Here is a 24,889-nt window from a genome sequence, read left to right on the forward strand (position 1 = left end):
ATTGGAAGGCAAACTGATTATTTTTTCGGCACCCTCCGGTTCAGGTAAAACTACCATTGTCAGGCACCTGCTGGCTTCGAATTCCAACCTGGGTTTTTCTATTTCCGCCTGTACCCGCGACCGGCGGGGTCGCTCTGAAGAGAACGGCAAGGACTATTACTTTCTGACTCCCGAAGATTTTAAGGAAAAAATTGACAACGACGAATTCGTCGAATGGGAAGAAGTATATGTCGGTGCGTTCTACGGAACCTTGAAATCTGAGATTCAACGGCTCTGGGACAGCGGCAAACACGTCTTGTTTGATGTGGATGTGCAGGGTGGTCTGAAACTAAAAAAATACTACGGCGATAAAGCCCTGGCTATTTTTGTGAAGGTCCCGGATGAAGAAACTCTGACACAACGTTTATTGGCTCGTGGTACCGAAAACGAGGATAGCCTGTCAAAACGGCTGTTTAAGGTGCATTTCGAAATGAGCTTTCAGGATGAGTTCGACGTTATTCTGATAAACGACGACCTGGAAGATGCGCTGGCCAAAGCCCAGAAACTAACCGACGACTTCCTGAAGGAAAACATTATACCGGAAAAGGCCACCGTTATCTGAGACGAGCCTTACCGTCGGCTGTCAGCGCGTATGAAAATCGGCTTATTCTTCGGGTCTTTCAACCCGGTCCATATGGGGCACCTGATCATCGCCAACACCATGGCGACTTCGACCGATCTGCAACAGGTCTGGTTTGTGGTTTCCCCCCAAAATCCGTTCAAGAAAAACAAAAGCCTGTTGCACGAGTTCGATCGCATCGACCTGGTGGAACGGGCTATTGCGGATAACGCGAAGCTCAAAACAACGGATGTTGAGTTTTCGATGCCGCGCCCAAGCTACACGATAGACACACTCGTGCGGCTTCAGGAAAAGTACCCGCAACACCAGTTCACGCTGATCATCGGCGGTGACAATCTGGCGCAGTTCCCAAGCTGGAAAAACTACGAAAAAATTCTGGAGTTCTACGGTCTTTACGTGTATCCACGACCCAACAGCGCGCCCAGCCCGTTGGAACAGCATCCGAATGTAAAATTTATTGAGGCCCCCCTGCTCGACATTTCCGCAACCTTTATCCGGGATTGCATCAAAAACGACCGCTCAATTCGTTATCTGGTGCCGGATGTTGTGGAAGAAATTATTGCGCGGAAAAAGTTTTACATCTAACGACCTTATCAACCAACCTTCGCGACGGACTTACGGCCTGCCCCGCTGAAACGTAATCTCTGTCACGTAGCCAATTGCGCTGATCCGCAGGGCCACCGAACGGCTTTGCGTTTTTAGCTTAGGGTCCTGACATTGGGGGCCACTTTCGAGAAAATAAATGTAGAACTTCTGGTTCCGATCGTCCAGTAATTCATTATCCGGTCGCCCCAGGATCTTCCCGATTTCATTCGCAGACTCCCCTTTCAACTCCTGCCGAACGGCCTTGAAATCATTAATCTGAGCCGTTCTAACGCCCTGGCAGCCGTTTCGGTCGCTACGCCACTTCACCAAATCCAGCGGCCCCAATCGATCCGGCGGAGCCGAACAGCCTGATACAACCAGTACGGAATAAACAAGGAGCAATGAAGAAGAGAAACGCCCGAACCAGCGCCACAACCGTATCACCCCGTCTTCCTGATTCATTGTGCACGGCCTCAAATCACTGCTCATTGTACAACGTTTGCAGCAATACCTGGCCAACGGCTTTGAGTGTGTTGCGATCAATGTTGTCCAGACCGTCACCCGTGGTATGCCAATCTTCAAAGAACCCACCGGTTCCAACGTTCAGGTGAATGATATCAATCATTGGAATTTTAGCAACCTGGTTTACCGGCAAGTGATCATCCGTGATGGCCGGACCGGCCTGACCGGTATCCACAAAATATTGGTTGTAGCCCATTTTACTGGCCGTTTCCCAAACCGTATTGACCACCGTAGGCGCGTACTGCATGGAGTTGCCTTCTTTCAGAAAAGTAGCCCCTTTGGCACCGACCATATCCAGCAGAATACCGTAGTAGGCGGTATAGTCGGGTTTGTGTTTATTAGCCGCCCAATACTGCGAACCCAAACAGAAACCGCCGAATTCATCCCGGGCTAGATCGGAGTTTCCCCAGTCCTCGGCGTCAAAAAGAATAAAATCGATTCCCACGGATGGTTTTGTTCCGGACTGCTGAATGGTGCGGGCCATTTCGAGCAGAATACCCACCCCACTGGCGCCGTCGTTGGCTCCCATCACCGGCTTAACCTTGTTGGCATTTGTGCTGTCCTGATCGGCAAACGGGCGGGAGTCCCAGTGCGAAGCCAGCATAATCCGCTTGGTGGCCTGGGGATTGATGCTGCCGATAATATTCCGGGCATTCAGTTTGAGATTATCGTACGTCGTCGCGGTAAAATCTTGCACCGTAACCTGGCAGCCCAGCGCTTTCAGCTTGGCAATCAGGTAGTCTCCGCAGCGCCGGTGGGCATCGGTATTGGGCACCCGCGGCCCAAACGAAACCTGCTTGGCAACGTAGGCGTAGGCCGAGTCGGCATTGAACGACGGAGCCGCCACCATTTTGGCCTCCGTGGCCTGGCTTTCCCCCTGCTGATCCTGTTTTTTGCTCTTGCAGGAGCTAACGGTTACGACGGCCGCCAGCCAAAAGAAAATGAGTTTCCTGTTCAGGTGCATGTTTGTTCTAAGAATTAGATTACTCTTCGTAAGCCCAGTCAATCCGGTGCTTCATGTCTTTGATCACCAGTCCCTGCGACTTAAAGTACGAACGAACCTGATCGACTTTATCGTACTGCTTCTGTTCTTTGTATTCGCGGTATAAAGTCAGCATACCGTCCAGAACCGCGTTGCTTTCGGCTTTTTCTTCGCGCAGCCCCAGCACATCCTCCGTAAACTGGAGGAACGAATCTTTCAGGAGATTAAATAACTCTTCGCCCAGTGCGGCCGGCTGGAGCTGGTTGAGATACAGCATGTTTACGTACTTCAATAGCGTAAACAACTGGGCGATACCGACGGCCGTGTTCAAATCGTCGTTGAGCGCACCGTAAAAATCTTCGACGGCTTTCCGGATGTCCTGCTGCTTTTTCTCATCCACGGCCATGTCGTCCGCTGCGGTATAATCCAGCGTCCGGGCGATTCGCAAACCGTTGGCGAGCCGTTTGTAGCCTTTCTGAGCGGCTTTAAGGGCTTCGTTCGAGAAGTCGAGCGTACTCCGGTAGTGCGATTGCAGCATGAAAAACCGTACGGTCATCGGGCTGTAAGGCTGCTCAAGCAGGTAGTGCGAACCGGTAATCAGTTCGGACGGCAGAAACGAGTTGCCCAGCGATTTGGACATTTTTTGCCCGTTAACCGTCAGCATGTTCGAGTGCATCCAGTACCGGGCCGGTTCTTCGCCGTAAATGCTTTTCCCCTGGGCCACTTCGCATTCGTGGTGCGGAAATTTCAAATCCATTCCCCCGCCGTGAATGTCAAACTGCTTGCCCAAATACTTGGTACTCATGCAGGTACACTCTAGGTGCCAGCCCGGGAAGCCGTTGCTCCAGGGCGACGGCCAGCGCATGAGGTGTTCGGGCGCGGCTTTTTTCCAGAGCGCAAAATCCAGCGGGTTCCGCTTCTCCGACTGTCCGTCCAGATCCCGGGTTTCGTTCAGCAGGTCTTCCAGAACCCGGCCGGACAACTTCCCGTATTCCCCTCCTTCCTGGTTGTACTTGGAAATATCAAAATACACCGAACCGTTCGATTCGTACGCGAGTCCTTTGTCGATCAGCAGCCGAACGGCTTCAATCTGCTCAACCATGTGTCCCGTGGCCGTCGGTTCGATGCTGGGCGACTTCAGGTTGAAGAGTGTTGTTACGGAATGAAAATCGTTGGTGTAGCGCTGCACCACTTCCATCGGTTCGATTTTCTCCAGCTTCGCAATCCGGCCAATCTTGTCTTCCCCCTCGTCGCCGTCTCCCACCAGGTGCCCCACATCCGTGATATTTCGCACATAACGAACTTTGTAGCCAATGTGCGTCAGGTAACGAAACAGGATATCGAAGGTCATAAACGTTCGGATATTCCCCAAATGCACGAAGTTGTAAACGGTTGGCCCACACACATATAAACCAACGTAAGGCGACGCAATGGGTACAAACAGGTCTTTCCGGCGGGTAAGCGTGTTATATAACTTTAGCGGTTGTGTCGGTGTTGTCATCCTTCGATCCGTCAGCGCGGTAATTTGCAGCCACAAATCTACATAATGTTCGGCGGAAGTCAGCGAATTATGATCAGTGGCAAGTGCGGTACTTTTCCTATCTTCGCAACAGGCTACCGGCGTGATTTGTTGGTAGCTATCTTATTTTTTCACTTTGGATCATACCGTATGCAGCTTGTTGAAGTTGGCGAAAATCCTGCTTATCAGAAAGAATTCATACAGTTACCGGTTCGGTTGTACCGTAATAGCCCCTGTTGGATTCGTCCGCTCGACAAAGACATCGAAGACGTTTTTAACACGGCCAAAAACAAGTATTTCCAGCAAGGAGAGTGCACCCGGTGGCTGCTGCTCGACGACCGAAACCAAGCCATCGGGCGAGTAGCGGCTTTTATTGATCAGAAGACGGCCAACCGCAACAACGACCAACCCACGGGCGGCCTGGGCTTTTTTGAATGCATTGACGATCAGGCTGCGGCTTTTCAGCTTTTTGATGCGGCCAAAGAGTGGCTGCGGCAGAAAGGAATGGAAGCGATGGACGGCCCGATTAATTTCGGCGAGCGCGACCGCTGGTGGGGCCTGCTGGTCAACGGTTTTGACAAGGAGCCAACCTACGGAATGCCGTATACCCAACCGTATTACGTGCCTTTTTTTGAGAACTACGGTTTTCAAGAGTACTTTCGGCAGTTTACGTACCTGCTACCCATGCGGGAAGACAAGGTGCGTCATCTTTTGCATCCCTCCGTTTTTGAGCGGTCGATGCGCGCCCTGAACGATCCGACGTACGACTTTCGCCACATTACCAAAGCCGAACTCGATAAGTACGCGGACGATTTCCGGTACATTTACAACAAAGCCTGGGCGCGCCATTTGAGCGTCGGCGAAATGTCGGCCGATCAGGCCCGGAGGCTGATGCTGCGGATGAAACCGGTCCTGGACGAAGAACTGATCTGGTTTGGGTACCACAAAGAAGAACCGATCGCTTTTTTTATCATGCTGCCGGAGCTGAACCAGATTTTCAAGCACGTCAACGGCAAACTCAACCTCATCGGGAAACTGAAGTTTCTGTACCACAAACTCATGAAAACCAACAAAAAGGCGTTCGGAGTTATTTTCGGCATTATTCCGGAATATCAGGGAAGGGGCATTGAGTCCGCCATTGCGCTGGCGTTCACCCGGGTGGCCTGGCGACCCAAGTACCAGTACGAAGAACTGGAACTGAACTGGGTGGGCGATTTCAACCCCAAAATGATTCGCTTCGCCAAGATGCTGGGCGGGGTCGTCAACAAAGAACACGTCACGTACCGGTATCTTTTTGACCGAACCAAAGAATTTAAACGGCATCCCGTTATTTGAAAAAGCCAATATTTTGGCAGACTTTTGGGTGAGTAACACCCCATATTAGTATCTCAATCTGTTTTTAGAACCGAATTTATCCATTCAGCATGAGTTTATTAACCGTTGGATCAGTAGCCTTTGACGCGCTGGAAACGCCCTTTGGCAAAACCGATAAAATCATCGGCGGTGCCGCTACCTACATTACGCTGTCTGCTTCGTACTTCACGAATAAAAACAATCTGGTAGCGGTTGTTGGCGACGACTTCCCGCAGGAAATGATTGACATTCTGAAAAAGCGCGGCATCGATACAGCGGGGCTGGAAATCCGGCAAGGCGAAAAAACCTTCTTCTGGTCGGGCAAATACCACAACGACATGAATACGCGCGACACGGTAGAGGTTCAGCTCAATGTCATGGGGAATTTTAACCCGGTTATTCCGGAGCAGTACGGTGACTGCGAATTTCTGATGCTGGGCAATACCGCACCGGCCATTCAGAAAATGGTCATCGAACGGCTGCCCAACCGCCCCAAGCTCATCGTGCTCGATACCATGAATTTCTGGATGGACAGCGCCTGGGATGACCTGATGGAGGTAATTAAGCTGGTGGACGTGATCACCATCAACGACGAAGAAGCGCGCCAGTTGTCGGGCCAGTATTCGCTGGTCAAAGCCGCGGCTGCCATTCAGGCGATGGGTCCCAAAACCGTTATCATCAAGAAGGGGGAACATGGTGCGCTGCTTTTCCACGGCACCAGCATTTTCTTCGCTCCGGCTCTCCCCCTGGAAGAAGTATTTGACCCCACCGGCGCGGGGGATACGTTCGCGGGCGGTTTTATTGGCTACCTGGCCAGCACCGGCGATGTTTCGTTCAACAACATGAAACGCGGCATCGTCTACGGTTCTGCCATGGCCTCTTTCTGCGTCGAAAAATTCGGAGCGGAGCAGCTTTTCAATCTGTCAGTCGACGAAATCAACGAACGGGTTGCCAAATTTGTGCAACTGTCGGCGTTTGAGATTGCTTAACAATGGTCCTGAAGAAGGATCACGGGAATTAGAACGGTTCTCGTGATCCTTCTTCAGAAATTTACTTGCCTCCCACAACAACCTCCACCAGCGAACCCTCCGGCAAATACCGGTTCGCCATTTCCTGAACCTGCCCGGCTGTTACGGCCTGAATTCGGTCGATGTACGTGCTGATGTAATCGGCGGGTAAACCGTCAAACAGAACCATTTTATAGCGGTCGGCAATTTCAAAGGGTGTGTTCAGCGAACCAACGTAGGAACCCGCCATGTAGTTGCGAACGGTTTCCAGTTCCCTCTCCGGTACGGGTTCGTCGCGCAACTGCCGGATTTCCTTCCAGATTTCGTCGAGCGTCTGCTGGGTGTTTTCGCGCTTGACATCGGTCCCGATCAACAGACAGCCTTCTTTCGGGAAGATCGACAGATTCGACCAGATGCCGTAGGTAAATCCTTTCTCCTCCCGAATATTCTTCATAAGCCGGGAGCCGAAATAACCGCCCAAAACTTCATTCATGACCAGCACGGGAAAGTAATCCGGGTGCTGGCGGGTAAATAGCAATCGTCCGAGACGAATTGACGACTGGAGGCTGTCGGCCTTTTCGATCAAAGCTGGGGAGAAATCGCTCACCACATTTTTATCCGTTCCGTTAACCGAAGGAAGCGGCTCGACCGACTGATGACCGAAGTATTGGTTGATCAGGGCAATTTCCGTTTCAGTAACGTGTCCGGCTGCTATAATCCGGAACGGGCGCTGGCGAATCCGTTGCTGGTAAAATGCTTCCACCGAATCCCGCTGAATGGTTTCCAGCGTTTCCGGATATTGGTGCTGCCCATACGGGTGTTTTTTGCCGAAAACTTTCTCCCGAATTAGCCGTCCGGCTACAAAGTTGTTTTTCTCCAGATTAACCCGCAGGTTCTGGACGGCGATGTTTTTCTGGTGATTCAGTTCCTTTTCCGGAATAATTGAATCCATCAGCATCTCCTGGATCATGGGAAGAATAGCGGGCAAGTGCTTCGTCAAGCCGTACACAGTCAGGCTGGCGCGGTTTGTCCCGCTATGTTGTTCCAGAAAAGCACCATACCGGTCAAAATATTCGCTGATTTGCGCCGACGTGTGTGAGCGAGTCCCTTCTGTCAGCATCTTCATGGCCAGCGATGATACGCCCGCAATGGGCTCATACCAGGCGCCGGCATCAAAGATGATTTCCAGGCGGATAATCGGCTGCTGACCAGCGTTGATCCAGTAAGCCGGCTGGCCGTTATCCAGCATTTGACTGGCAATTGCCGGGACCTTAACTTCTTCAATCTGTTTGTATTCAGGGGCTTCGGTTCTATCTATAACGTCCATTGTGCCGATAAGCGAAAAAAAGAATGGCACTTCCGAAGAAATGCCATCGCTAATTTAAGAGTCTTTCTGTTTTATCTAAGATCCTCGCTCTCTTCAATGTCTTCTGCTGAGCGGGCTTTTTTATTTACATCAATGATGAGCGAGATCCGGAACGTCTGCGCCAACGGACTGCCTTGTGTAACCGGAATCATGTAGGCGAAGTCGATACCGTATTGCTGTTGCAGGCGAATGCCAAGACCCGTCGTAAAGAATTTCCGATCACCTTTAACGCGGGGCTCGTGGTAGTAACCCAACCGGGCAGCGAATTGTTCGTTATACCAGTATTCGATCCCCGTTGCAATGTTAATTTCTTTCAGCTCTTCCGAAAAACCACCGGGTGCATCCGAGAAGGAACCAAAGATGGAACTCAGTGTCGGCCGGTTCGGGTCTTTTCCCTGCGCAATAATAGGGTTGTTACCTTGATATTGAACCACCCCATTGACCGTTTGATAGACCGGCGGAGTCGGTACCATCAGTTTGTTCAGGTCGAAGGCAAAATTGAACTGGTTGAATTTATCGGTATACAGCGTCAACGCCGTTCCTAGTTTCAGATTGGTTGGAATGGGCGAGCGATCCGTTGTACTGCCGTAATTCACCTTGCCACCAATGTTGGAAATAATACCACCAAAGGCCCATTTCAGCCCTTTGCCGGTAATATCATCGCGAACCTCATTTTGGTAGAAAGCACTGATGTCGACAGCCGCCGTGGAAGCTGGTCTTAACGACATTCCGTTCACAGAGTAATTACCGGCCAGGTTCGAGTTAAGGTATTTCAGGTTGACACCCATCGAAAAGTTTTGAAACAACCGGCGGGAATAGGAAGCCGTAACGGCATATTCTCGGGAATTGAATGAACCTGCTGGCTGACCCAGAATGGTAGTAAAATCGATAGTTCCCATATCAAAGTACAGGAGCGAAAGGCCAATCACATCGTTCTTGCTTACCTTCTTATACCCCGATAGGTACGTAAAAAACATATCGTCAACGCCAATGCTCCGCAACCAGGGCGTATACGATAACGCTACCCCCTGATCCTTCGGGGCAAAGACCAGCTTTGCCGGGTTCCAGAAAATAGCATTGGCATCAGCACTCAGCGCCACCCCGGCTTCCCCTAAACCAGCACTGCGGGCGTCAGGCGTAAACGTGAGGAATGGTACAGCCGTTTGTGGAATCCGGTAGGCTGTTGTATCCTGCCCTAACAGGCCCCCACCAACTTGGGCGTTTGAAAAAAAAGGAAGTGACAGGCAACCGAGTAAACAAATAGACGATAAGGTACGTATCATAAATGAGGTTAATTAACTCCCGAATTGCGCGTTCGTTGGTAATCACCGCAGGAACGGCAAATGTACAATGTTTAAAATTTAATATAAAAGTTAGTTTGGAATATATTTTTATAACTATCTAATGTAGAGCAACTTGCCCACGTGTGTTGCCGCTGATCCGTCCGACTTTGAACGCACTGTCAGCCGGTATATGTATATCCCTCGCTGTACGGCCGCTCCGCTTGTCATGGTTCCTTTCCAATATAGCCCGGTTAGGGGTGTCTCGCAATTAGAACATTCATAAACACGCTCGTTCACAATTCGTCCGCTCAAATCTGCAATCATTAGTGTGGTTTCCAACTCGTTGCCCGGGCGGTTATGTTCGACCCGGAAGTTGGCCTGTTCCTGAAATGGGTTGGGTGTTACAGCAACCGACCGCATGATCAGGGCCGGCTGTTCGGAAACTATAAATCTCAACGAGCTTTCGGCCGGATTATTGTAAACATCCCACGCTTTTATCCGAACGGTATAGGAGCCGGGTGGCAAACTTTGCCAGGTGTATTGGACAGTACCACGCCGGTAATCATCCGCATCCGTTACGTAGTATTCATTTACCACAATCGGTGTTTTGTCATTCAACCAGAGCGTCAATTCGTGCCCAATACCGTTACGGGCAATATTGATGCCATTCTCATCACTAAGTCTGGCAATTAATGTAACTAGCGTTCCGGAAACCGTTCCTCCGTCTGTAAACGTAGTGTCATTGATGTACATTCGAACGACGGGCGGCTTGGTGTCGGCCGTCGGATTGGGGTTACTACCGCCGATTAATACGTTGTCGTAACTCCCGGCAGCTTCTACCAAGGTGTCCGATGAAACAGCGTAAAGAAACACCTTTCCTGGCCCGAGCCGGTAGTCCAGATCTTTCGGCATCACAAACTGACCCACAAACTTGCCGTTCTGCACCCGCACCTGTCCCGTATAGAGAGGACTACGGTATTCGGTGTAGCGCATGGGTGGACTAAACTCGGTTCCATGGGTCGTCAGGGTATCTGCTTTGTCGAAAAGCGTGATTTTAAGCTGTCCGTTAAATCCACTCACCAGCGATCCGCCCTGCTGAATCTCGCCCTCCAGCCGAACGGTTTCCAGCGCCCGGAGGGTATCGGCTTTTGAGCCCGTGGCCTGCCCGTTGATGCGGGTCAGAACGGCTTTGGCGGACGGGTAAGCCAGCTGCAGGGAAGGATCGCCCAGGAGGGTAAAATTCCGGTTCAGGCTTCCGCTGAGGCTGTTGTTTTTGGTGATCCGGATCAGATCGCCCAAGCGGGGCGCCCCTTCGGCCGTATTTTTTGCCAGCGCTTCGTAGAAGGCGTTATTCAGTAAATAATTGGTGCTGGCGTAGACCGGACGAGCGGTTGTCAGCAGGGCAATAGCGCCCCCCCGCGGATTTAGCAACGCCAATTCAGCACCCGACGTCAAGCCCGGATCATCGTAGCGTCCAAATTGACAGGTAGCCGTAACGAAAACCGGAAGCCGTTGGTTGTTCCAACCCAGAATATCCTGCAAAGTAACAATTTGTTCTTCCGCCCAGCCCGTTTCTCCACCGTGTCCCGTGTAATTAACGATCAATCGCCCGTCGTTCAGGGCCTTTGTAATGACCTGATTCACGACCGGCGCTTTTTGCCCACTGGCAGAGATTTCCTGCTCAAAACTATCCAGGTAAAGCTTCTCTGCCCGAAACGGTGGTCGGGCCGCCGAAATCAGCTGCGCCAGCCGGTCGGCATCCGTTTGGTGAATGTTGGGAAAATCTTGGTCGCCATCATCAGCCACGAAGGCAATTTTAGTCTGCCAGTCGCCCGGCAACTTGCCCGTCGTCGCGTACCGGATGAGTTTATCCACCACCGTCCGGGCTTCCTCCGTTGACTTAACCGGCAGCCGCCCCACGCCAATGTCCAGGGTGTGATCACCCGAGAAGTCTTCGCTCCACTCGCCCTCGGTAGCCTCCAGAAAGCCAAAATAATCGTCGGAACTGTAGCTCAGAACCGGATGCATCGACTCCCGGCTTTCGTACGTGGGCAGGGTTTGCGCCAGCTGAGCCGGCGATAACAACTTCGTGTAATTTTTGTAATCGAACGTAGCGTCACCAAAAAGCAACAGGTATTTCAGCTTCCCAGGCGTCCGGCGGTACAGGAGCCGGGCAAAATCCCGGATGGCGGTTGGGTCCGGCTGACCGGAAGCAAACTCGTTATACACCTCCTGCGAATTGACGACCAACACATCCAGTTTATCATGCGTCCGGCGAAAATCAGCTAGCCGCTCCGCCTGGTTTCGCCAGGTTGCCGGGGTAACAATCAACAAATCCGGCGTTTCACGGCTCGATAAATCCTGCTGGCTGACGGTGGTTACCATCTCCGGTGTAGCTGCCTGATCCGGCGAAAAGACCAGGTATTCGCGCAGACGGCCCCCTTCAGCCGTCAGATTTCCTTCCTGTGTAGCAGTAAGCGCAATCGTCATGGAAACCGGTATTTGCCGGTTGGTAACATCCCACACCTGCATGGCAGCATTAGCCTGCTGAATTCTATACCGCACGGTTTTCTGTGCCGTCGATTCCAGTGAGCGGAAAAGAAACGGCTGATCGTACCGCCGAAGCTCACGCCGGATCTGGACGCCCAGGTTTTGCAGGTACCCCTGACCGGATCTATCGTAAGCCAGCGATAGGCGCACCGGGCTTTCCACCGACGTGGGCGTTAGCGTAAACGTCCGGCGGTTCAGACGGCCTTTCCGGTCGTAGGTGTAATCCGTCACGCTTTCGATGTCCTGCGTACCAAGGGGCTGCGTACCCCATTTCAGTTGAAACTGCGTATTGATCAGCGCGCGCCCAGCCACTTCTGATGTAACCAAGGCGACTGAATTAGGAACAATACCGGGCAGGTTAAGCGAAACCGTTTTTTCGGTTCCAATGCCGAGGTATTCCAGCCACTCCCGCCCCGACCGAACCAGGTTGGCCATCTCTCCGGCGGGTTTGTAGAAGGCGTAGTCGTCAAATGCCGTGATTACCGGGCCCGAAGGCGCAGTCACCGGCTGCGGAGCGATTCGCTTACCAACTTTTTGCCCGAAGGTGACAAAGTAATACGTCGTATCGGTATATGGATTGATCTGGTGTGTGAAGCGCCGGGCGGTTGAATCGTAGAAGATCGGATGCGGGCTTTCGGCGAAAAAATAAATGGCATCCCCAGGATCGAAACGACCATCGGCTTCGCCGGTTATCCAGATGGCGTTTTCCATCAGACCGTGCGGTCGGCTTTGCTTATTCGCCTGTGGCAAGGCCGCGCCCCCGTTGCCAAAGAGCTGGACGGTCCGCGGGTCAAGCGTAGGAACGCCAACACCCGCCCCACTCAAAAAAGCCGCATCAAGTTTATAGACTCCGGTTTTTGTGATTCCTATTTTCAGCCACGGCCCCTCAGCCAATACCGAGGGCTGCGCCCATCCCGTCAGCCCGCAGCCGATCAGGAAAAGCCAAACCGCTAATCCGTACTTATTCCGCTTTTTCCACCCAAACATGCGCCCAAATCGACACTTTCAGACCTGTTATCTTCTCTGTACAAACGACGCGGGTTCGTCGTTTCATACCCCGGATGTATTCTTTCTGCAAAAATCGGAAGGTTTCGCCTTCCGGCATCTCAATCAACAACTGCTTTCCAGTGGGTTGATCATCCAATTGCCGCAACGCCCGGGTCAGTCTTGAGTGCGCTCCGGTTGAAGCCGCCGGATTGCGTAGATAATCTTCCAACGGTGTAAGTATAGCCGCCGGAAAAACCGCTTCGTGCAAAACCGGTTGCATCACCTCCCGAAATGCTTTTTGCCAGGCCAAACCGTGGGGCTGGCCCACACGCCGGTAACGCTGGTACACCAGCAGGTGAGCTACTTCGTGCAGGTAAGTAACCAGGAAGGCGTAGGGATTTAAATCATTATTAACGGTAATCGTAAATCCTTTTCCTGGCTCGGCCCGAAAGTCGCCCAGTTTTGTTTTCCGGGGGCGCGAAACAACAAATAAAAAAGGATGCTTTTTCCACAAATCGTAGCAATACGCGACGGCGTTGCCTGGCAGGTATTTTTCAAAGATCGTTCGTTCTTCCATTCGCATGGCCAACAAAAAAGCCCTATCCTAAAGATAGGGCTTTTTTATCAATTCGTTTTCAGACCGGCTGATTACTTCGTCGTATCAGCAGCGGCACTGTCGGCAGGAGCAGCTGTTGCGCTGTCGGTAGCCATTGTGCTGCTATCCGTCGTCACAGTTGCTGCGCTGTCAGCAGCAGCTGAAGACGTTTCTTCAGTTTTCGGTTTGCTTTGGCAGGCAGCGAAGGTAATCATGCTACCTACAAAAAGAAGAGCTAGTACTTTTTTCATTTCTCGCGGGGCGTTTAAGGTTTGAGCCCCAAATTTAACATAAAATCAAAAAATACAATAACGTCCTAGCTCTCAACCAAAAAAATATGGAAAAGGCCTTTAAATTTCACATTTGAGATGGTATTTATTCTGTATGCCGGTGAGAGCGGGCTTTGAACTTATCGTACATTCCGGTACTACGAAAAGTCAATAGTTTATGTCCAAAATAATTCGCCAGAAAGCTAAAGCCCATTCCAACAACGTGCGAAATCTTTTCGCGCCAGAACAATAACAAACTCGAAAAGTACGGATTAGCTACCCATCTCAACGTAGCGACGGCCATGCCTACCTGCACCCCCCAGGCTACCAGCGCAATGACCAGAAACTTGATCATTTCTCGCCCCATGTTACCGGTACCTTTCGCAGAAAAGGCGTAATTTTTGGTCGGAAGAAAACTAATGACGGTTGCCGTCAGATAACCCAACAGGACGCTGGTATCGAAATTAAAGTATTTGCGGTAGATAATCTGGGTCACGAAATTGACCGTTGCTCCTAAAAGCGCCGTTAGAAAGAACGTAAAAAGACTTTTTACCTCTTTCGTTTTAAGTCCGCGTTCTTTCACACTGATCACCTGGTGCCGGGATTTTTGTTTGTCTGAATATTCAAAGGTAAAGAACTACACTTTTACATCTTCGTTTACCAGACGTTTTCGAGTAAATGGCTCCGCTGGCTTACAATAAATCCTGGAATAATCCCGGAACGAGACCTAACACGATGGTTATGACAGTAGCGGCAATCAGAACAAACCGGTAAAAAGGAGCCACCTGAATGGGAGTTGAGGTTCCCTCCCGGAAGTACATTGCAATGACCACCCGAAAATAGTAATAGATCCCCACCGCTGACATTAATACCGCCAACACCAGAATCCAGATCATTCCTTTGTCGACAGCCGCCGAAAAGACCATGAACTTACCCCAGAAGCCCGCTGTGAGCGGAATACCGGCTAATGATAACATTGAGACGGCCAGAACAAACGCAAGTAACGGATTTTGACGAGATAATCCATTAAAAGCTGTATACGTGTCGTCGGGTCGGCCATCAACGGTACGCTGTTTGGCCACGACGAGCAGAATACCGAATGCGGCAATAGTAGATATTGAATAAGCCAGTGAATAAAAAACCAGCGCCGGTTTCGATTGCTGGCCCAGGGCAACCAAGCCGATCAGTAGGTAACCCGCGTGGGAAATACTCGAATAAGCCATCATGCGCTTAAAGCTATTCTGGTAAGCCGCCGTCAGGTTGCCAATGAGCAACGTCAGGCCCGTAATGGCCGCCAGAATAACCCACCAGAAACCGTAAATGGCGCCAAACGAAACGGAAAGCAGTTGCAGCAAAGCCGCAAAACCGGCCGTTTTCACCACCGTTGACATGAAAGCGGTAAATAAAGTCGGGGCGCCTTCGTACACGTCGGGGGTCCAGAAGTGAAAAGGAGCCGCCGATACCTTGAACAGCATCCCGATCAAAACCAGCAGAACGCCCATGTACAACAGCAGCGAAGGCTGCCCCTGCGACAGGGCAATGTATCCTTTAATGTCTGTTAATGTAAACGAACCAGCCGCCCCGTAAAGCAGCGCCATGCCAAAGAGCAGGATCCCCGTTGCAAATGAACCCATCAGCAGGTACTTCAGAGCCGCTTCGTTCGACCGCAAATTCCGCTTATCGCTACCCGTCAGAATGTACATGGATACCGACAGAATCTCGACTCCAACAAAGAGCATGATTAGGTTTTCGTACGCGATCATCATAACCGCGCCTACAATTGAAAAAAGCAGAATTGCGTAATATTCAGCCGGCTGAGCAGCCTCATCTTCCAGAAAATCGCCAGAGAGCGATACGACCATAAACGCCGATACCAGAACAATGCCTACAAACAAAATGGCCTGATTGCTCATCAGCAGCATATCTCCGAAATAAAGATAGGATTTGTTCCACTCCGTGAATTCAGCCCCTAGCGCGATGAGCAGAGCCAGCAAGGCAGCCGGTAACAGAACCGCCCGGGATTTAAGGAAACCCAGGTACAGAAGCACGATTCCAAATACAGACAGGAGTATAATCGAAAGCATATTTTAGATCGTTTGAGGTATTAGGTTTACGGGTTAACGAGCAATGTCTGAGATGAAAACGGACCCATTCTGAACGCTAAACCACTCCGGCCGCCCGGTGTAAACTTTACGCTATTTTATAAATTGTAACAGGTTGGTTACGGCGGGTTCGGTCAACTTTAGAAATGAGTTGGGCACCAAACCAATCCAGAAAACCATAATGCAAAGCGGAATCAGGACCCAGCTTTCGCTACCGGAGACATCACTGAAACCGGTCGTCAGTTTGCTGGTTTGGCCGAACATGGCTTTCTGGAACATCCGCAGCATGTAAACCGCACCGAAAATGATGGTCAGCCCGGCCACAGCACCGAGGATTGTGTGCCGTTCAAACACACCGGCCAGCAGTAAAAACTCCCCGACAAAACCGTTGGTCAGCGGGAGCGCCACACTCCCCAGCAGCAGGATCATAAAATAGACCGTCAGTTTCGGGGTCGTGCGGGTAATACCACCCAATTGGTCGAGCAGGCGGGTGTTGGTACGCGAAGCGATGATGTCGGCTACAAAGAACATTCCGACAACGTTGATGCCGTGGGCCAGCATTTGAACCAGCGCCCCTTGAATACCGTAAGTAGTTTGGGAGAAAACCCCGGCCGCCATCAGACCAACGTGCGAAAACGACGAGTAGGCAATCAGCCGCTTGATGTCGCGCTGGCGAATAGCAATGATGGCTCCGTAGACAATGCCGATAACGGAAAGGACAATGGCCGTGGTTCCCCACATGCCGACGCCTTCCGGAACGATGGGTAACAACAGCCGAATAACGCCGTAAACGCCCATTTTGAGCATTATTCCCGCCAGCAGCATAGTAGCGGGCGTTGGAGATTCTACGTACGTATCGGGTTGCCAGGTGTGGAACGGGAACACCGGCATTTTAATGGCAAAGGCAACGAAAAATGCCCAGAAGATCCAGGTTTGCTCGGTTGCGCTCAATTTCAGGTTGTACAGATCGGTGATAGCCGAAGAATGCAGGCCGGTTGCGGACGAGGTCTGGAAATAAAGGTAAACCAGCGCCACCAGCATGAAGAGGCTTCCAAAAACGGTGTACAAGAAAAACTTGAAGGAAACCCGGATCCGGTTTTCTCCGCCCCACGACGCGGCCAGGAAGTAAATAGGAATCAGCGCGGCCTCGAAAAAAAGGTAAAACAGGAATCCGTCGCGGGCCGTGAAAACGCCCATCAGCGCAGCCTGCATGAACAGAATGAGGGAGTAAAAGGCCGAGGGCCGGTCGTAATTACGTTGAAAGCCCGACAAAATAATCAGCGGGGTTAACAGACCCGTCAACACCACCAGCAGCAGGCTGACGCCGTCGATTCCGGCGCTGAAGCGGATGCTGCCCGCAGCCAGCCACGGATAGTCAAAACCAAATTGTGAGGTTGCATCCGGAACAAAGGAGAAAAAGGCATAAGCCGATAGGCCCAGTTCGACCAGTGCACCGACGAAAGCGATTTGTTTAGCCTGTTTGCCTCCCACCGTCAGCACCAGCAGGGCCGCCAGAATTGGGAAGAGCAGAAGAGAAAGTGTAAGCATCGACAAACTTTATGATGAGTGATTGTTGACCAATCCGCCTAGTTACTAAAACCGTATAAAAAATCGAAACCACAGGATGACGGCAATACTCACCGCCATTGCGAACACGTAGAAACCGATGGAACCAGTTTGTAATTTCCGCAGTTGCCCGGAGGTTTCTTTGACAACCCAGGCCGTCAGGGCAACAACACCGTCGATGATGAATTCGCCGAAGCTATAGAACGCATCCGATAAACCGCGGATGGGCTTCACGATAACGGCATCGTAGAATTCGTCGATGTAGTATTTGTTGTACAGCACCTTTTGCAGGGTCGGGCGCTCAACGGTATCCGCTTCGGGCAGGTTAACGCGCTGAATGTACATCACATACGCGGCAACCAGCGCCAGAATGGCGACACCCGACGAAATGCCCATCAGCATATATTCCTCGCTGTGGGTCAGCAGCGTTTCGCCAAACGAGTGCGGACTTACTTTACGCGACAAGTCAAAAATCGGGTTTAGGAATTGAGCCAGTTTAGCGCTGCCCCCCAGGGCCTCGGGAACGTTGAAGAAACCACCGATAACCGACAACACGGCCAGCACCAGCAACGGCACGGTCATGGTGGCGGGGGATTCGTGCAGGTGCTCGCGGGTGTGTTCTGAGCCGCGGAACCGTCCGAAGAACGTCAGGAACAGCAGACGGAACATGTAGAAGGAAGTCATGGCTGAGCCGATAACCCCCAGCACCCAGAGGATTTTGTTGTGCTCGTAAACGTGCATCAAAATCTCATCTTTCGAGAAGAAGCCCGCGAACGGCGGAATTCCGGAAATAGCGATGGTAGCAATCAGGAAAGTCCAGTACGTAACGGGCAGGTATTTCCGCAATCCGCCCATTTTCCGGATATCCTGCTCGTCGGACATGGCGTGGATGACGCTACCGGCACCGAGGAACAGCAGGGCTTTAAAGAACGCGTGGGTCATGACGTGGAACATACCCGAGGTATACCCCATCACGCTCAGTCCCAGAAACATATAACCCAGCTGGCTCACGGTTGAATAAGCCAGTACTTTCTTAATGTCGTTTTGCAGCAGACCAATGGAAGCCGCCAGCAAGGCCGTTGCAATGGCAATACCACCGATAATTTCCAGGGTAATGGGCGACAAGGTATAGAGCACGTTGGAGCGAACAACCATATAAATCCCGGCCGTCACCATCGTTGCTGCGTGAATCAGGGCTGAAACCGGAGTTGGACCGGCCATTGCATCGGGCAGCCAGGTATAGAGCGGAATCTGTGCCGATTTTCCCATGGCTCCCACGAACAGCAGCAGCGTGATGGCCACCACCGTGGGGTCGCTGATTGGGAAACCCGCAGCCTGCTCGAACACTTCACGGTATTCGACCGAACCAAACGCACCCATAATCATGAAAATACCGAGCAGAAAACCCAGGTCACCGATGCGGTTCATGACAAACGCTTTCCGGGCTGCGTTGTTGTAACTGGTATTGGTATTCCAGAAGCCGATCAGCAGGTACGAGCAGAGCCCCACTCCTTCCCAACCGATGAACATGATGACGTAGTTTGAGCCCATCACCAGCAGCAGCATGAAGAACAGGAACAGGTTCAGGAAGGCCATAAACTTGCCGTACCCTTCATCGTGGTGCATGTACCCGATGGAATAAATGTGGATCAGTGAGCCAACACCCGTTACAATCAGCAGCATAATCAGGGAAAGCTGATCGATTTGAAAGGCAAACGGAATGTTGAAGTGCCCGATGGTGATCCAGTCAAATAAAACCGTATGGATAGGGGCTGTGAAACTAGTGAAGAGGAGCAGCACACAGGCAAAAGCGGCTAGAGGGCCTGCGGTAGCAATGATTCCGACCAGTCCGTTGGGTACTTTCCGAAATCCAACTCCATTAATGATGAATCCGATTAAGGGCAACAGCGGAATCAAGAGTATCAGTAAATCCGTCTGCATATTTGAGCTATAGCGATTGTTTAAATGATGGCTTATGAGTGATAAATGCTGAGTGATGACTGGGCTGACGCGTTTAATTCATCACTCATCGTTCATTACTCATAGTTTACCTTACCACTTCAGTTTGTTGAGCAATCCGACGTCAATCGAACGGGTGTTGCGGTAAATCATCACAATGATGGCCAGCCCGACGGCGACTTCCGCAGCGGCCACTGCCATGATGAAAAAGACGAAAACCTGCCCGGTAGGATCGGCCCGGTAGGATGAGAAAGCAACGAGTAACAGGTTTACGGCGTTGAGCATCAATTCAATCGACATGAAAATGATGATGGCGTTGCGCCGGGTCAGGACGCCAATGATGCCGATTACGAACAGCGCCGTGCTGATGATGAGGTAATATTTCAAGTCGATCAGTTGGATGACTTCGGGAACTTGAAGCGGCACTTGGGTTGGCTGCATACTCTCTAGGGTTCGATTACTTTTCGTTACGGTCTGATTGGGGCGTCTGCCCCATTGCCGGAAAAAGACCCGACAAAGTTACGTATTATTCCCGCTTACTCAAATGGTTTGGGAATTTGGAATTAGTACAGGTAATTCAGTACTATTCTACGGTCTTTTCACCGTTTGTTGAACATCCGGAGTTTGATCTCCGTCAGCTTCCGTTTGGTGTCGAGCGGAAAATCACTCTTCAGAATCCAGTCGTAAAACGAAGGCTCCTTTTGCAAAACGTCGACCACCAGCGTGCCCTTGTGCTTTCCAAAGTTGACCACTTCTTTGCCCTCTTTGTTGTACACCATGTGCCCCCGCAGATCGACGTTATTGTTCAGCATCAGCTTGTTGAGCACATCAACGTCGTTGCCAATAATAACTTCGTTTCCTTTTTCGTCGGTGGCGATGGCGCCGTCGTAGCGAACCAGCATCGATTCCAGCACTTCAAACGTCGCCAGGGTATCGGCTTCGGCGCTGTGGGCGTTGATCAGCTCTTTCCCGCAGTAAAATTTATAGGCGGCTTTCAGCGTGCGCGGCTCCATCATGTGAAAAATCCGCTGCACATCAATCAGCCGCCGGTTTTTAAGATCAAAATCGACATTGGCCCGTAAAAATTCTTCCACCAGCAGCGGAATGTCAAACCGGTTGCAGTTGTAACCCGCCAGGTCGCAGCCGTCTAAAAACTGCGCCAGATTCCGGGCCACGGTTTTGAACGTAGGTTGATCCCTGATATCCTCCTCGTAAATACCGTGGATCAAGCTGGTTTCAATTGGAATTGGGACGGTAGGATTGATACGCTGGGTTTTGACCACCACGTCGCCGTTGGGCAACGCCTTGGCGATACTGATTTCAACGATTCGATCTTTCATGGGATCGACACCCGTTGTTTCCAGATCGAAAAAAGCCAGCGGTTTTTTAAGAAAAAGCGAATGCGTCATAGCCGGGTTACGTACATCGTACGTGGGAAAGGCTACAAAAATACACAGGGTACGTTCTCCGTCTGCTTATCGGAAGCGAATTAATTCACTTCCTGGCGGAATACTATTGATTTTCCCATCCAAACGACCGTTCAACGGCTTTTTGCCAACCCTGATACAAGCGTTTCTGATCGGTTTCGGCCATTTCCGGCTCAAACGTCCGGTCGATTCCCCAATTCTGGCGCAAGTCATCAAAATTACTCCAGTAGCCAACCGCCAGTCCAGCCGCATAGGCCGCTCCCAACGCCGTCGTTTCGGTCATGGTTGGCCGGATAACCGGTACGCCCAGCATATCCGCCTGAAACTGCATGAGCAATTCGTTAACCGTCATCCCGCCATCAACGCGCAACGAACTGAGCTCAATGCCAGCGTCTTTCTCCATCGCCTGCACCACATCCAGCGTCTGGTACGCCGTCGCTTCCAGAACCGCCCGGGCCAAATGCCCCTTGTTCACAAACCGGGTCAGACCGGCAATGACCCCGCGTGCATCCGCCTTCCAGTACGGCGCATACAGCCCCGAAAAGGCCGGGACAAAATACGCTCCACCGTTGTCGGGGACGGTGCGGGCCAGCGAATCCACCTCGGCACTGTTCGAGATCAGACCGAGGTTATCGCGCAGCCACTGCACCAGCGCACCGGTAATGGCAACGCTGCCTTCCAGCGCATACTGAACGGGCTGCTGGCCGAAGCGGTACGCCACCGTCGTCAGCAAACCATAAGTGGAATGGCGAAGCTCGGAGCCGGTATTCATGAGCAGGAAGCAGCCGGTTCCGTAGGTGTTTTTGGCCTGCCCCGGTTCAAAGCACGTTTGCCCCACCAGGGCCGCCTGCTGGTCGCCCAGAATTCCGGCAATGGGAATGCCCGGCAGTACTTCCGAAACTACGTTGCCGTACACTTCGCTGCTGGACCGGATCTGTGGCAGCATGGCTCTTGGAATATCAAAAGCTTGCAGCAGTGCATCGTCCCAGTCGAGCGTCTGGAGGTTCATCAACTGCGTACGGCTGGCGTTGGTAACGTCGGTAATGTGTAAACCGTTGTAGGTTCCGCCCGTCAGGTGCCAGATCAGGAACGTATCCATGTTGCCAAACAAGGCCAGTCCCCGCTCGGCGTCTTCCCGCACGTTCGGAACGTTATCCAGGATCCACTTAATTTTTAGGCTACTGAAATACGTTGCCAGCGGCAGCCCGGTAACCGCCCGGAAGCGGTCCTGCCCGGAGTCACCGGCAAATTTCGCCACCAGATCGCCCGTCCGGGTATCCTGCCAGACGAGGGCGTTATAATACGGTTTGCCGGTTTTGCGGTTCCAGACCACGGTGGTTTCGCGCTGGTTGGTGATGCCGACGGCCGCGATATCGCTGGCCTGAAGTTGGCCCTTGATGCGGGCCAGCGCGATGACCTCCTGCGTATTACGCCAGATTTCTTCCGGATCGTGCTCCACCCAGCCGGGTTGCGGATAAATTTGAGAGTGTTCTTTCTGTCCGATGGAAACAATCGTTCCCTGACGATCAAAGACAATACAGCGGGTACTGGTAGTGCCTTGATCAATAGCGGCAATGTAGGAGGGCATAGGAATTGGGAGATAATTCCCTGCAAATGTCAAAATTTTCTTAATAAAAGGCAGATTCCACCCAACTAATTCCGCGAAAAATACTGAACCAGAAGAATCGTAAAGGAGGTAAATAAGGTGCTGGCGAGAATCTTCACCATCGCTGGCAGCACGAGCAGAAGGTTATTGGCTTCAATCAGGAAGAGCGCAAAGTGATGAATGAAGGTAAGACTCATCACGTAATAGAGAAACTCACGCACGCCCATTTCGCGAACGGAAAAAACGAATCGGCTCTCAAAACCGTGTTGAGCCTCCTGAAGCCGGATAACCAGGGGTCGTATGTAAGCCATAAGCACCGTTGCGGCCGCGTGCATGCCCAGGGTGTTGTAAAAAGTATCGACGACAATGCCGACCCCGAACGCCGTCAGCAGCGTTGCCGAGAGGCTCATCTCCGTAGGCAGCAGCAGAATACACGCGACGTAGATAAAACAAAACCCTACATCGAACAACACCAGATTCCGGACCAGCAGAATCTGTAAAGACAGATACAGCAAAAAAAGAAAGGTAATATTCAGTATTTCGCGTAGCGTCATTGGTGTGTACGTTGGGCTTTTCGGCAGTGGCGGTGGTTTATCGGTTGCTTGAACGGTTATTTTCGATCCGGTTCGGTCGTCTGTTCGAGTTTTTCCTGTTCGCCCTGTAGTTTATTCTCGACGACGTAGACAAAAGACAGGTTGCTGAAATCCGTTCCGATTGAAAGTGTTACATCGTGAAACGTTTGAGACGGTGTTTCCCGGACACCGATAACGCGGCCTACCAGGATTCCCGACGGAAATGTCGAGTTGAACTCCGACGTAACAACCGAATCGCCCCGGTACATTTTTGTGTTGCGCGAGATGTCCATCATTTTCATCCGGGTGGGATTAATACCGTCCCATTTGGCCGACCCGATGACCCCCGCTTTCACGAGTTTCGACGAAATCATGTAATTGGAGTGCAGGATGGACGTCACGATGGAGAGGTGTTCAGAACAGGTTTTAACCTTGCCCACCACACCCGTCGGCGAAATCACGCCCATGCCGGGTTGAAGTCCGTCGGCCGTTCCTTTGTCCAGCGTAATATAATTGTTGGGGTGCTGCGTCGTGTTGTTGATCACCCGCGCGACGATGTACTTAAACCGGGTTGCAAAGATGGAGTCGGTTTTGTAGCTGGTCGGCGCGTTTGGCTTCGATTGCTGAAGCTGGGTAACGAGCGTATTGAGCCGCCGGTTTTCCTCGGCCAGATCGTTGTTTACCTGGCGCAACTGGGCGTACTCCTTCGCCTTGTTCGACCAGTCCAGCACCTTCGCTACGTAGTAATTCGACGTGTTGAAATACCGTATGCTCCAGTAGTTATTGTTGTTGATGATGAAATAAAAACTCAGCACCTCCAGCAGAACAAACAAGATAATGTTCCGGCTTTTGATGATGAACTGGATTAACTCAAACATAGAGGAGTTAAAAGTTAAGAGTTAAAAATTAAAAGCAGGCTTGCGCGTGAAACTTTCAACTTTTAACTCTTAACTCTTAATATTTAACTGATTAAGACGGATTTGTACATGTCGAGGTTTTTGATCACCTCGCCGGTGCCTTTCACAACGGCTTTCAGCGGATCGTCGGCCACGTGGATGGGCAGCTTGGTTTTGGCGCCAATCCGTTTGTCGAGACCGTGCAGCAGCGCTCCCCCACCCGTCAGGTGAATACCGTTGGTATAGATGTCAGCCGACAGCTCCGGCGGGGAAATTTCCAGCGCTTTCATGACGGCTTCTTCAATTTTCGAAATGGATTTATCGAGCGCGTAGGCGATTTCGCTGTAGGTTACCTTGATTTCCTTCGGAATACCGGTCATCAGGTCGCGGCCACGGATTTCGTAGTCGGCCGGGGGGGCATCCAGTTCGGGCAGGGCCGAACCAACCTCCATTTTAATCTGCTCGGCCGAACGCTCCCCGATCAGCAGGTTGTGTTCCCGGCGCATGTAATCCACGATGTCGCGCGTAAACACGTCACCGGCAATCCGGATCGACTGTTCGCAGACAATTCCCGAAAGAGCAATTACGGCAATTTCCGTGGTTCCGCCCCCGATGTCAACGATCATCGTTCCGTTCGGTTGCGTAATATCGATTCCGATACCGATGGCCGCAGCAATTGGCTCGTGTACCATGTATACTTCTTTGGCTCCGGCGTGTTCGGCGGAATCCTTAACGGCCCGCTTTTCTACCTCCGTAATCCCCGACGGAATACAAATAACCATTCGGTGAGAAGGCGAGAATAACCGGCTGCCCGTATCAATCATTTTGATCAATCCGCGAATCATCAATTCCGCAGCGGTAAAGTCGGCGATAACACCGTCTTTCAGCGGGCGGATGGTCTTGATGTTCTCGTTTGTCTTTTCATGCATCTGCATCGCCTTGTGACCAATCGCCAGGACCCGTCCATTGACCTTGTCCATTGCGATGATCGAAGGCTCATCCACCACAATCCGATCCTTGTGAATAATTAGCGTATTAGCTGTACCGAGGTCAATTGCAATATCGCTGGAGAGAAAGTTAAATAGTGCCATTCGTTAATTTTGTGCAAGCACGGGGTAGCATCA

Annotated in this window: 22 protein-coding genes; 4 read left to right on the plus strand and 18 right to left on the minus strand. The window is 51.5% G+C overall.

What is annotated here, in order from left to right; translation table 11 throughout:
- The first annotated feature begins 1 nt into the window (after position 1).
- Positions 2-601 (plus strand): guanylate kinase, encoded by a 600-nt coding sequence (gene gmk / locus OQ371_RS06255; protein WP_265992925.1) that lies wholly within the window; start codon positions 2-4, stop codon positions 599-601.
- A gap of 30 nt (positions 602-631) precedes the next feature.
- On the plus strand, positions 632-1,204 hold the full coding sequence (gene nadD / locus OQ371_RS06260) for a nicotinate (nicotinamide) nucleotide adenylyltransferase (protein WP_265992926.1): 573 nt from the start codon (positions 632-634) through the stop codon (positions 1,202-1,204).
- Between the two features lie 30 nt (positions 1,205-1,234).
- Here the strand turns inward: nadD and OQ371_RS06265 are convergent, their stop codons facing one another.
- From OQ371_RS06265 to cysS, 3 genes are read right to left on the minus strand one after another with little or no spacing between them, the layout of a single operon-like run.
- Entirely contained in the window at positions 1,235-1,666 is a 432-nt protein-coding gene (locus OQ371_RS06265) for a hypothetical protein (protein ID WP_265992927.1), read from the minus strand.
- A 16-nt stretch (positions 1,667-1,682) separates the two neighbouring features.
- Complete coding sequence (locus OQ371_RS06270; protein ID WP_265992928.1) at positions 1,683-2,690, minus strand: M28 family peptidase; 1,008 nt, start codon at positions 2,688-2,690, stop codon at positions 1,683-1,685.
- 19 nt (positions 2,691-2,709) lie between these two features.
- Positions 2,710-4,209, minus strand: a complete 1,500-nt coding sequence (cysS, locus tag OQ371_RS06275; RefSeq protein WP_265992929.1) for a cysteine--tRNA ligase — start codon at positions 4,207-4,209, stop codon at positions 2,710-2,712.
- Positions 4,210-4,377: 168 nt separating this feature from the next.
- Between cysS and OQ371_RS06280 the strand changes: the two genes are divergently transcribed.
- Positions 4,378-5,562, plus strand: a complete 1,185-nt coding sequence (locus OQ371_RS06280) for a hypothetical protein (protein WP_265992930.1) — start codon at positions 4,378-4,380, stop codon at positions 5,560-5,562.
- Between the two features lie 89 nt (positions 5,563-5,651).
- Positions 5,652-6,569 (plus strand): PfkB family carbohydrate kinase, encoded by a 918-nt coding sequence (locus tag OQ371_RS06285; RefSeq protein ID WP_265992931.1) that lies wholly within the window; start codon positions 5,652-5,654, stop codon positions 6,567-6,569.
- A gap of 61 nt (positions 6,570-6,630) precedes the next feature.
- Here the strand turns inward: OQ371_RS06285 and OQ371_RS06290 are convergent, their stop codons facing one another.
- From OQ371_RS06290 to OQ371_RS06360, 15 genes are all read right to left on the minus strand, one after another.
- Positions 6,631-7,914 (minus strand): M16 family metallopeptidase, encoded by a 1,284-nt coding sequence (locus OQ371_RS06290; RefSeq protein ID WP_265992932.1) that lies wholly within the window; start codon positions 7,912-7,914, stop codon positions 6,631-6,633.
- Between the two features lie 71 nt (positions 7,915-7,985).
- Positions 7,986-9,236, minus strand: a complete 1,251-nt coding sequence (gene porV / locus OQ371_RS06295) for a type IX secretion system outer membrane channel protein PorV (RefSeq protein ID WP_265992933.1) — start codon at positions 9,234-9,236, stop codon at positions 7,986-7,988.
- A gap of 114 nt (positions 9,237-9,350) precedes the next feature.
- The gene (porU, locus tag OQ371_RS06300; protein ID WP_265992934.1) at positions 9,351-12,773 is read right to left on the minus strand and encodes a type IX secretion system sortase PorU; all 3,423 of its coding nucleotides are present in this window, start codon (positions 12,771-12,773) and stop codon (positions 9,351-9,353) included.
- On the minus strand, positions 12,748-13,350 hold the full coding sequence (locus tag OQ371_RS06305) for a SprT family zinc-dependent metalloprotease (RefSeq protein ID WP_265992935.1): 603 nt from the start codon (positions 13,348-13,350) through the stop codon (positions 12,748-12,750). The genes porU and OQ371_RS06305 overlap by 26 nt, the downstream gene beginning before the upstream one ends.
- 71 nt (positions 13,351-13,421) lie before the next feature.
- Positions 13,422-13,619 (minus strand): hypothetical protein, encoded by a 198-nt coding sequence (locus OQ371_RS06310; protein WP_265992936.1) that lies wholly within the window; start codon positions 13,617-13,619, stop codon positions 13,422-13,424.
- Positions 13,620-13,743: 124 nt separating this feature from the next.
- Positions 13,744-14,220, minus strand: a complete 477-nt coding sequence (locus OQ371_RS06315; protein ID WP_374761436.1) for a GtrA family protein — start codon at positions 14,218-14,220, stop codon at positions 13,744-13,746.
- A gap of 109 nt (positions 14,221-14,329) precedes the next feature.
- Positions 14,330-15,721 (minus strand): NADH-quinone oxidoreductase subunit N, encoded by a 1,392-nt coding sequence (locus OQ371_RS06320; RefSeq protein WP_265992938.1) that lies wholly within the window; start codon positions 15,719-15,721, stop codon positions 14,330-14,332.
- A gap of 111 nt (positions 15,722-15,832) precedes the next feature.
- On the minus strand, positions 15,833-17,287 hold the full coding sequence (locus OQ371_RS06325; RefSeq protein WP_265992939.1) for a complex I subunit 4 family protein: 1,455 nt from the start codon (positions 17,285-17,287) through the stop codon (positions 15,833-15,835).
- Between the two features lie 45 nt (positions 17,288-17,332).
- Entirely contained in the window at positions 17,333-19,246 is a 1,914-nt protein-coding gene (gene nuoL, locus OQ371_RS06330; protein ID WP_265992940.1) for an NADH-quinone oxidoreductase subunit L, read from the minus strand.
- A 111-nt stretch (positions 19,247-19,357) separates the two neighbouring features.
- Entirely contained in the window at positions 19,358-19,705 is a 348-nt protein-coding gene (gene nuoK / locus OQ371_RS06335) for an NADH-quinone oxidoreductase subunit NuoK (protein ID WP_265992941.1), read from the minus strand.
- Positions 19,706-19,863: 158 nt separating this feature from the next.
- Complete coding sequence (locus OQ371_RS06340; RefSeq protein ID WP_265992942.1) at positions 19,864-20,673, minus strand: 3'-5' exonuclease; 810 nt, start codon at positions 20,671-20,673, stop codon at positions 19,864-19,866.
- A 103-nt stretch (positions 20,674-20,776) separates the two neighbouring features.
- Positions 20,777-22,279 (minus strand): glycerol kinase GlpK, encoded by a 1,503-nt coding sequence (glpK, locus tag OQ371_RS06345; RefSeq protein ID WP_265992943.1) that lies wholly within the window; start codon positions 22,277-22,279, stop codon positions 20,777-20,779.
- A gap of 65 nt (positions 22,280-22,344) precedes the next feature.
- On the minus strand, positions 22,345-22,851 hold the full coding sequence (locus OQ371_RS06350) for a hypothetical protein (RefSeq protein ID WP_265992944.1): 507 nt from the start codon (positions 22,849-22,851) through the stop codon (positions 22,345-22,347).
- Positions 22,852-22,907: 56 nt separating this feature from the next.
- Positions 22,908-23,747 carry a rod shape-determining protein MreC gene (gene mreC / locus OQ371_RS06355; RefSeq protein WP_265992945.1) on the minus strand — a complete coding sequence of 280 codons (840 nt, stop codon included), beginning with the start codon at positions 23,745-23,747 and terminating at the stop codon, positions 22,908-22,910.
- A gap of 83 nt (positions 23,748-23,830) precedes the next feature.
- Complete coding sequence (locus OQ371_RS06360; RefSeq protein ID WP_111628822.1) at positions 23,831-24,856, minus strand: rod shape-determining protein; 1,026 nt, start codon at positions 24,854-24,856, stop codon at positions 23,831-23,833.
- Positions 24,857-24,889 lie beyond the last annotated feature (33 nt).

The organism is Larkinella insperata (assembly GCF_026248825.1).
GTDB classification, from domain to species: Bacteria; Bacteroidota; Bacteroidia; order Cytophagales; family Spirosomataceae; genus Larkinella; species Larkinella insperata.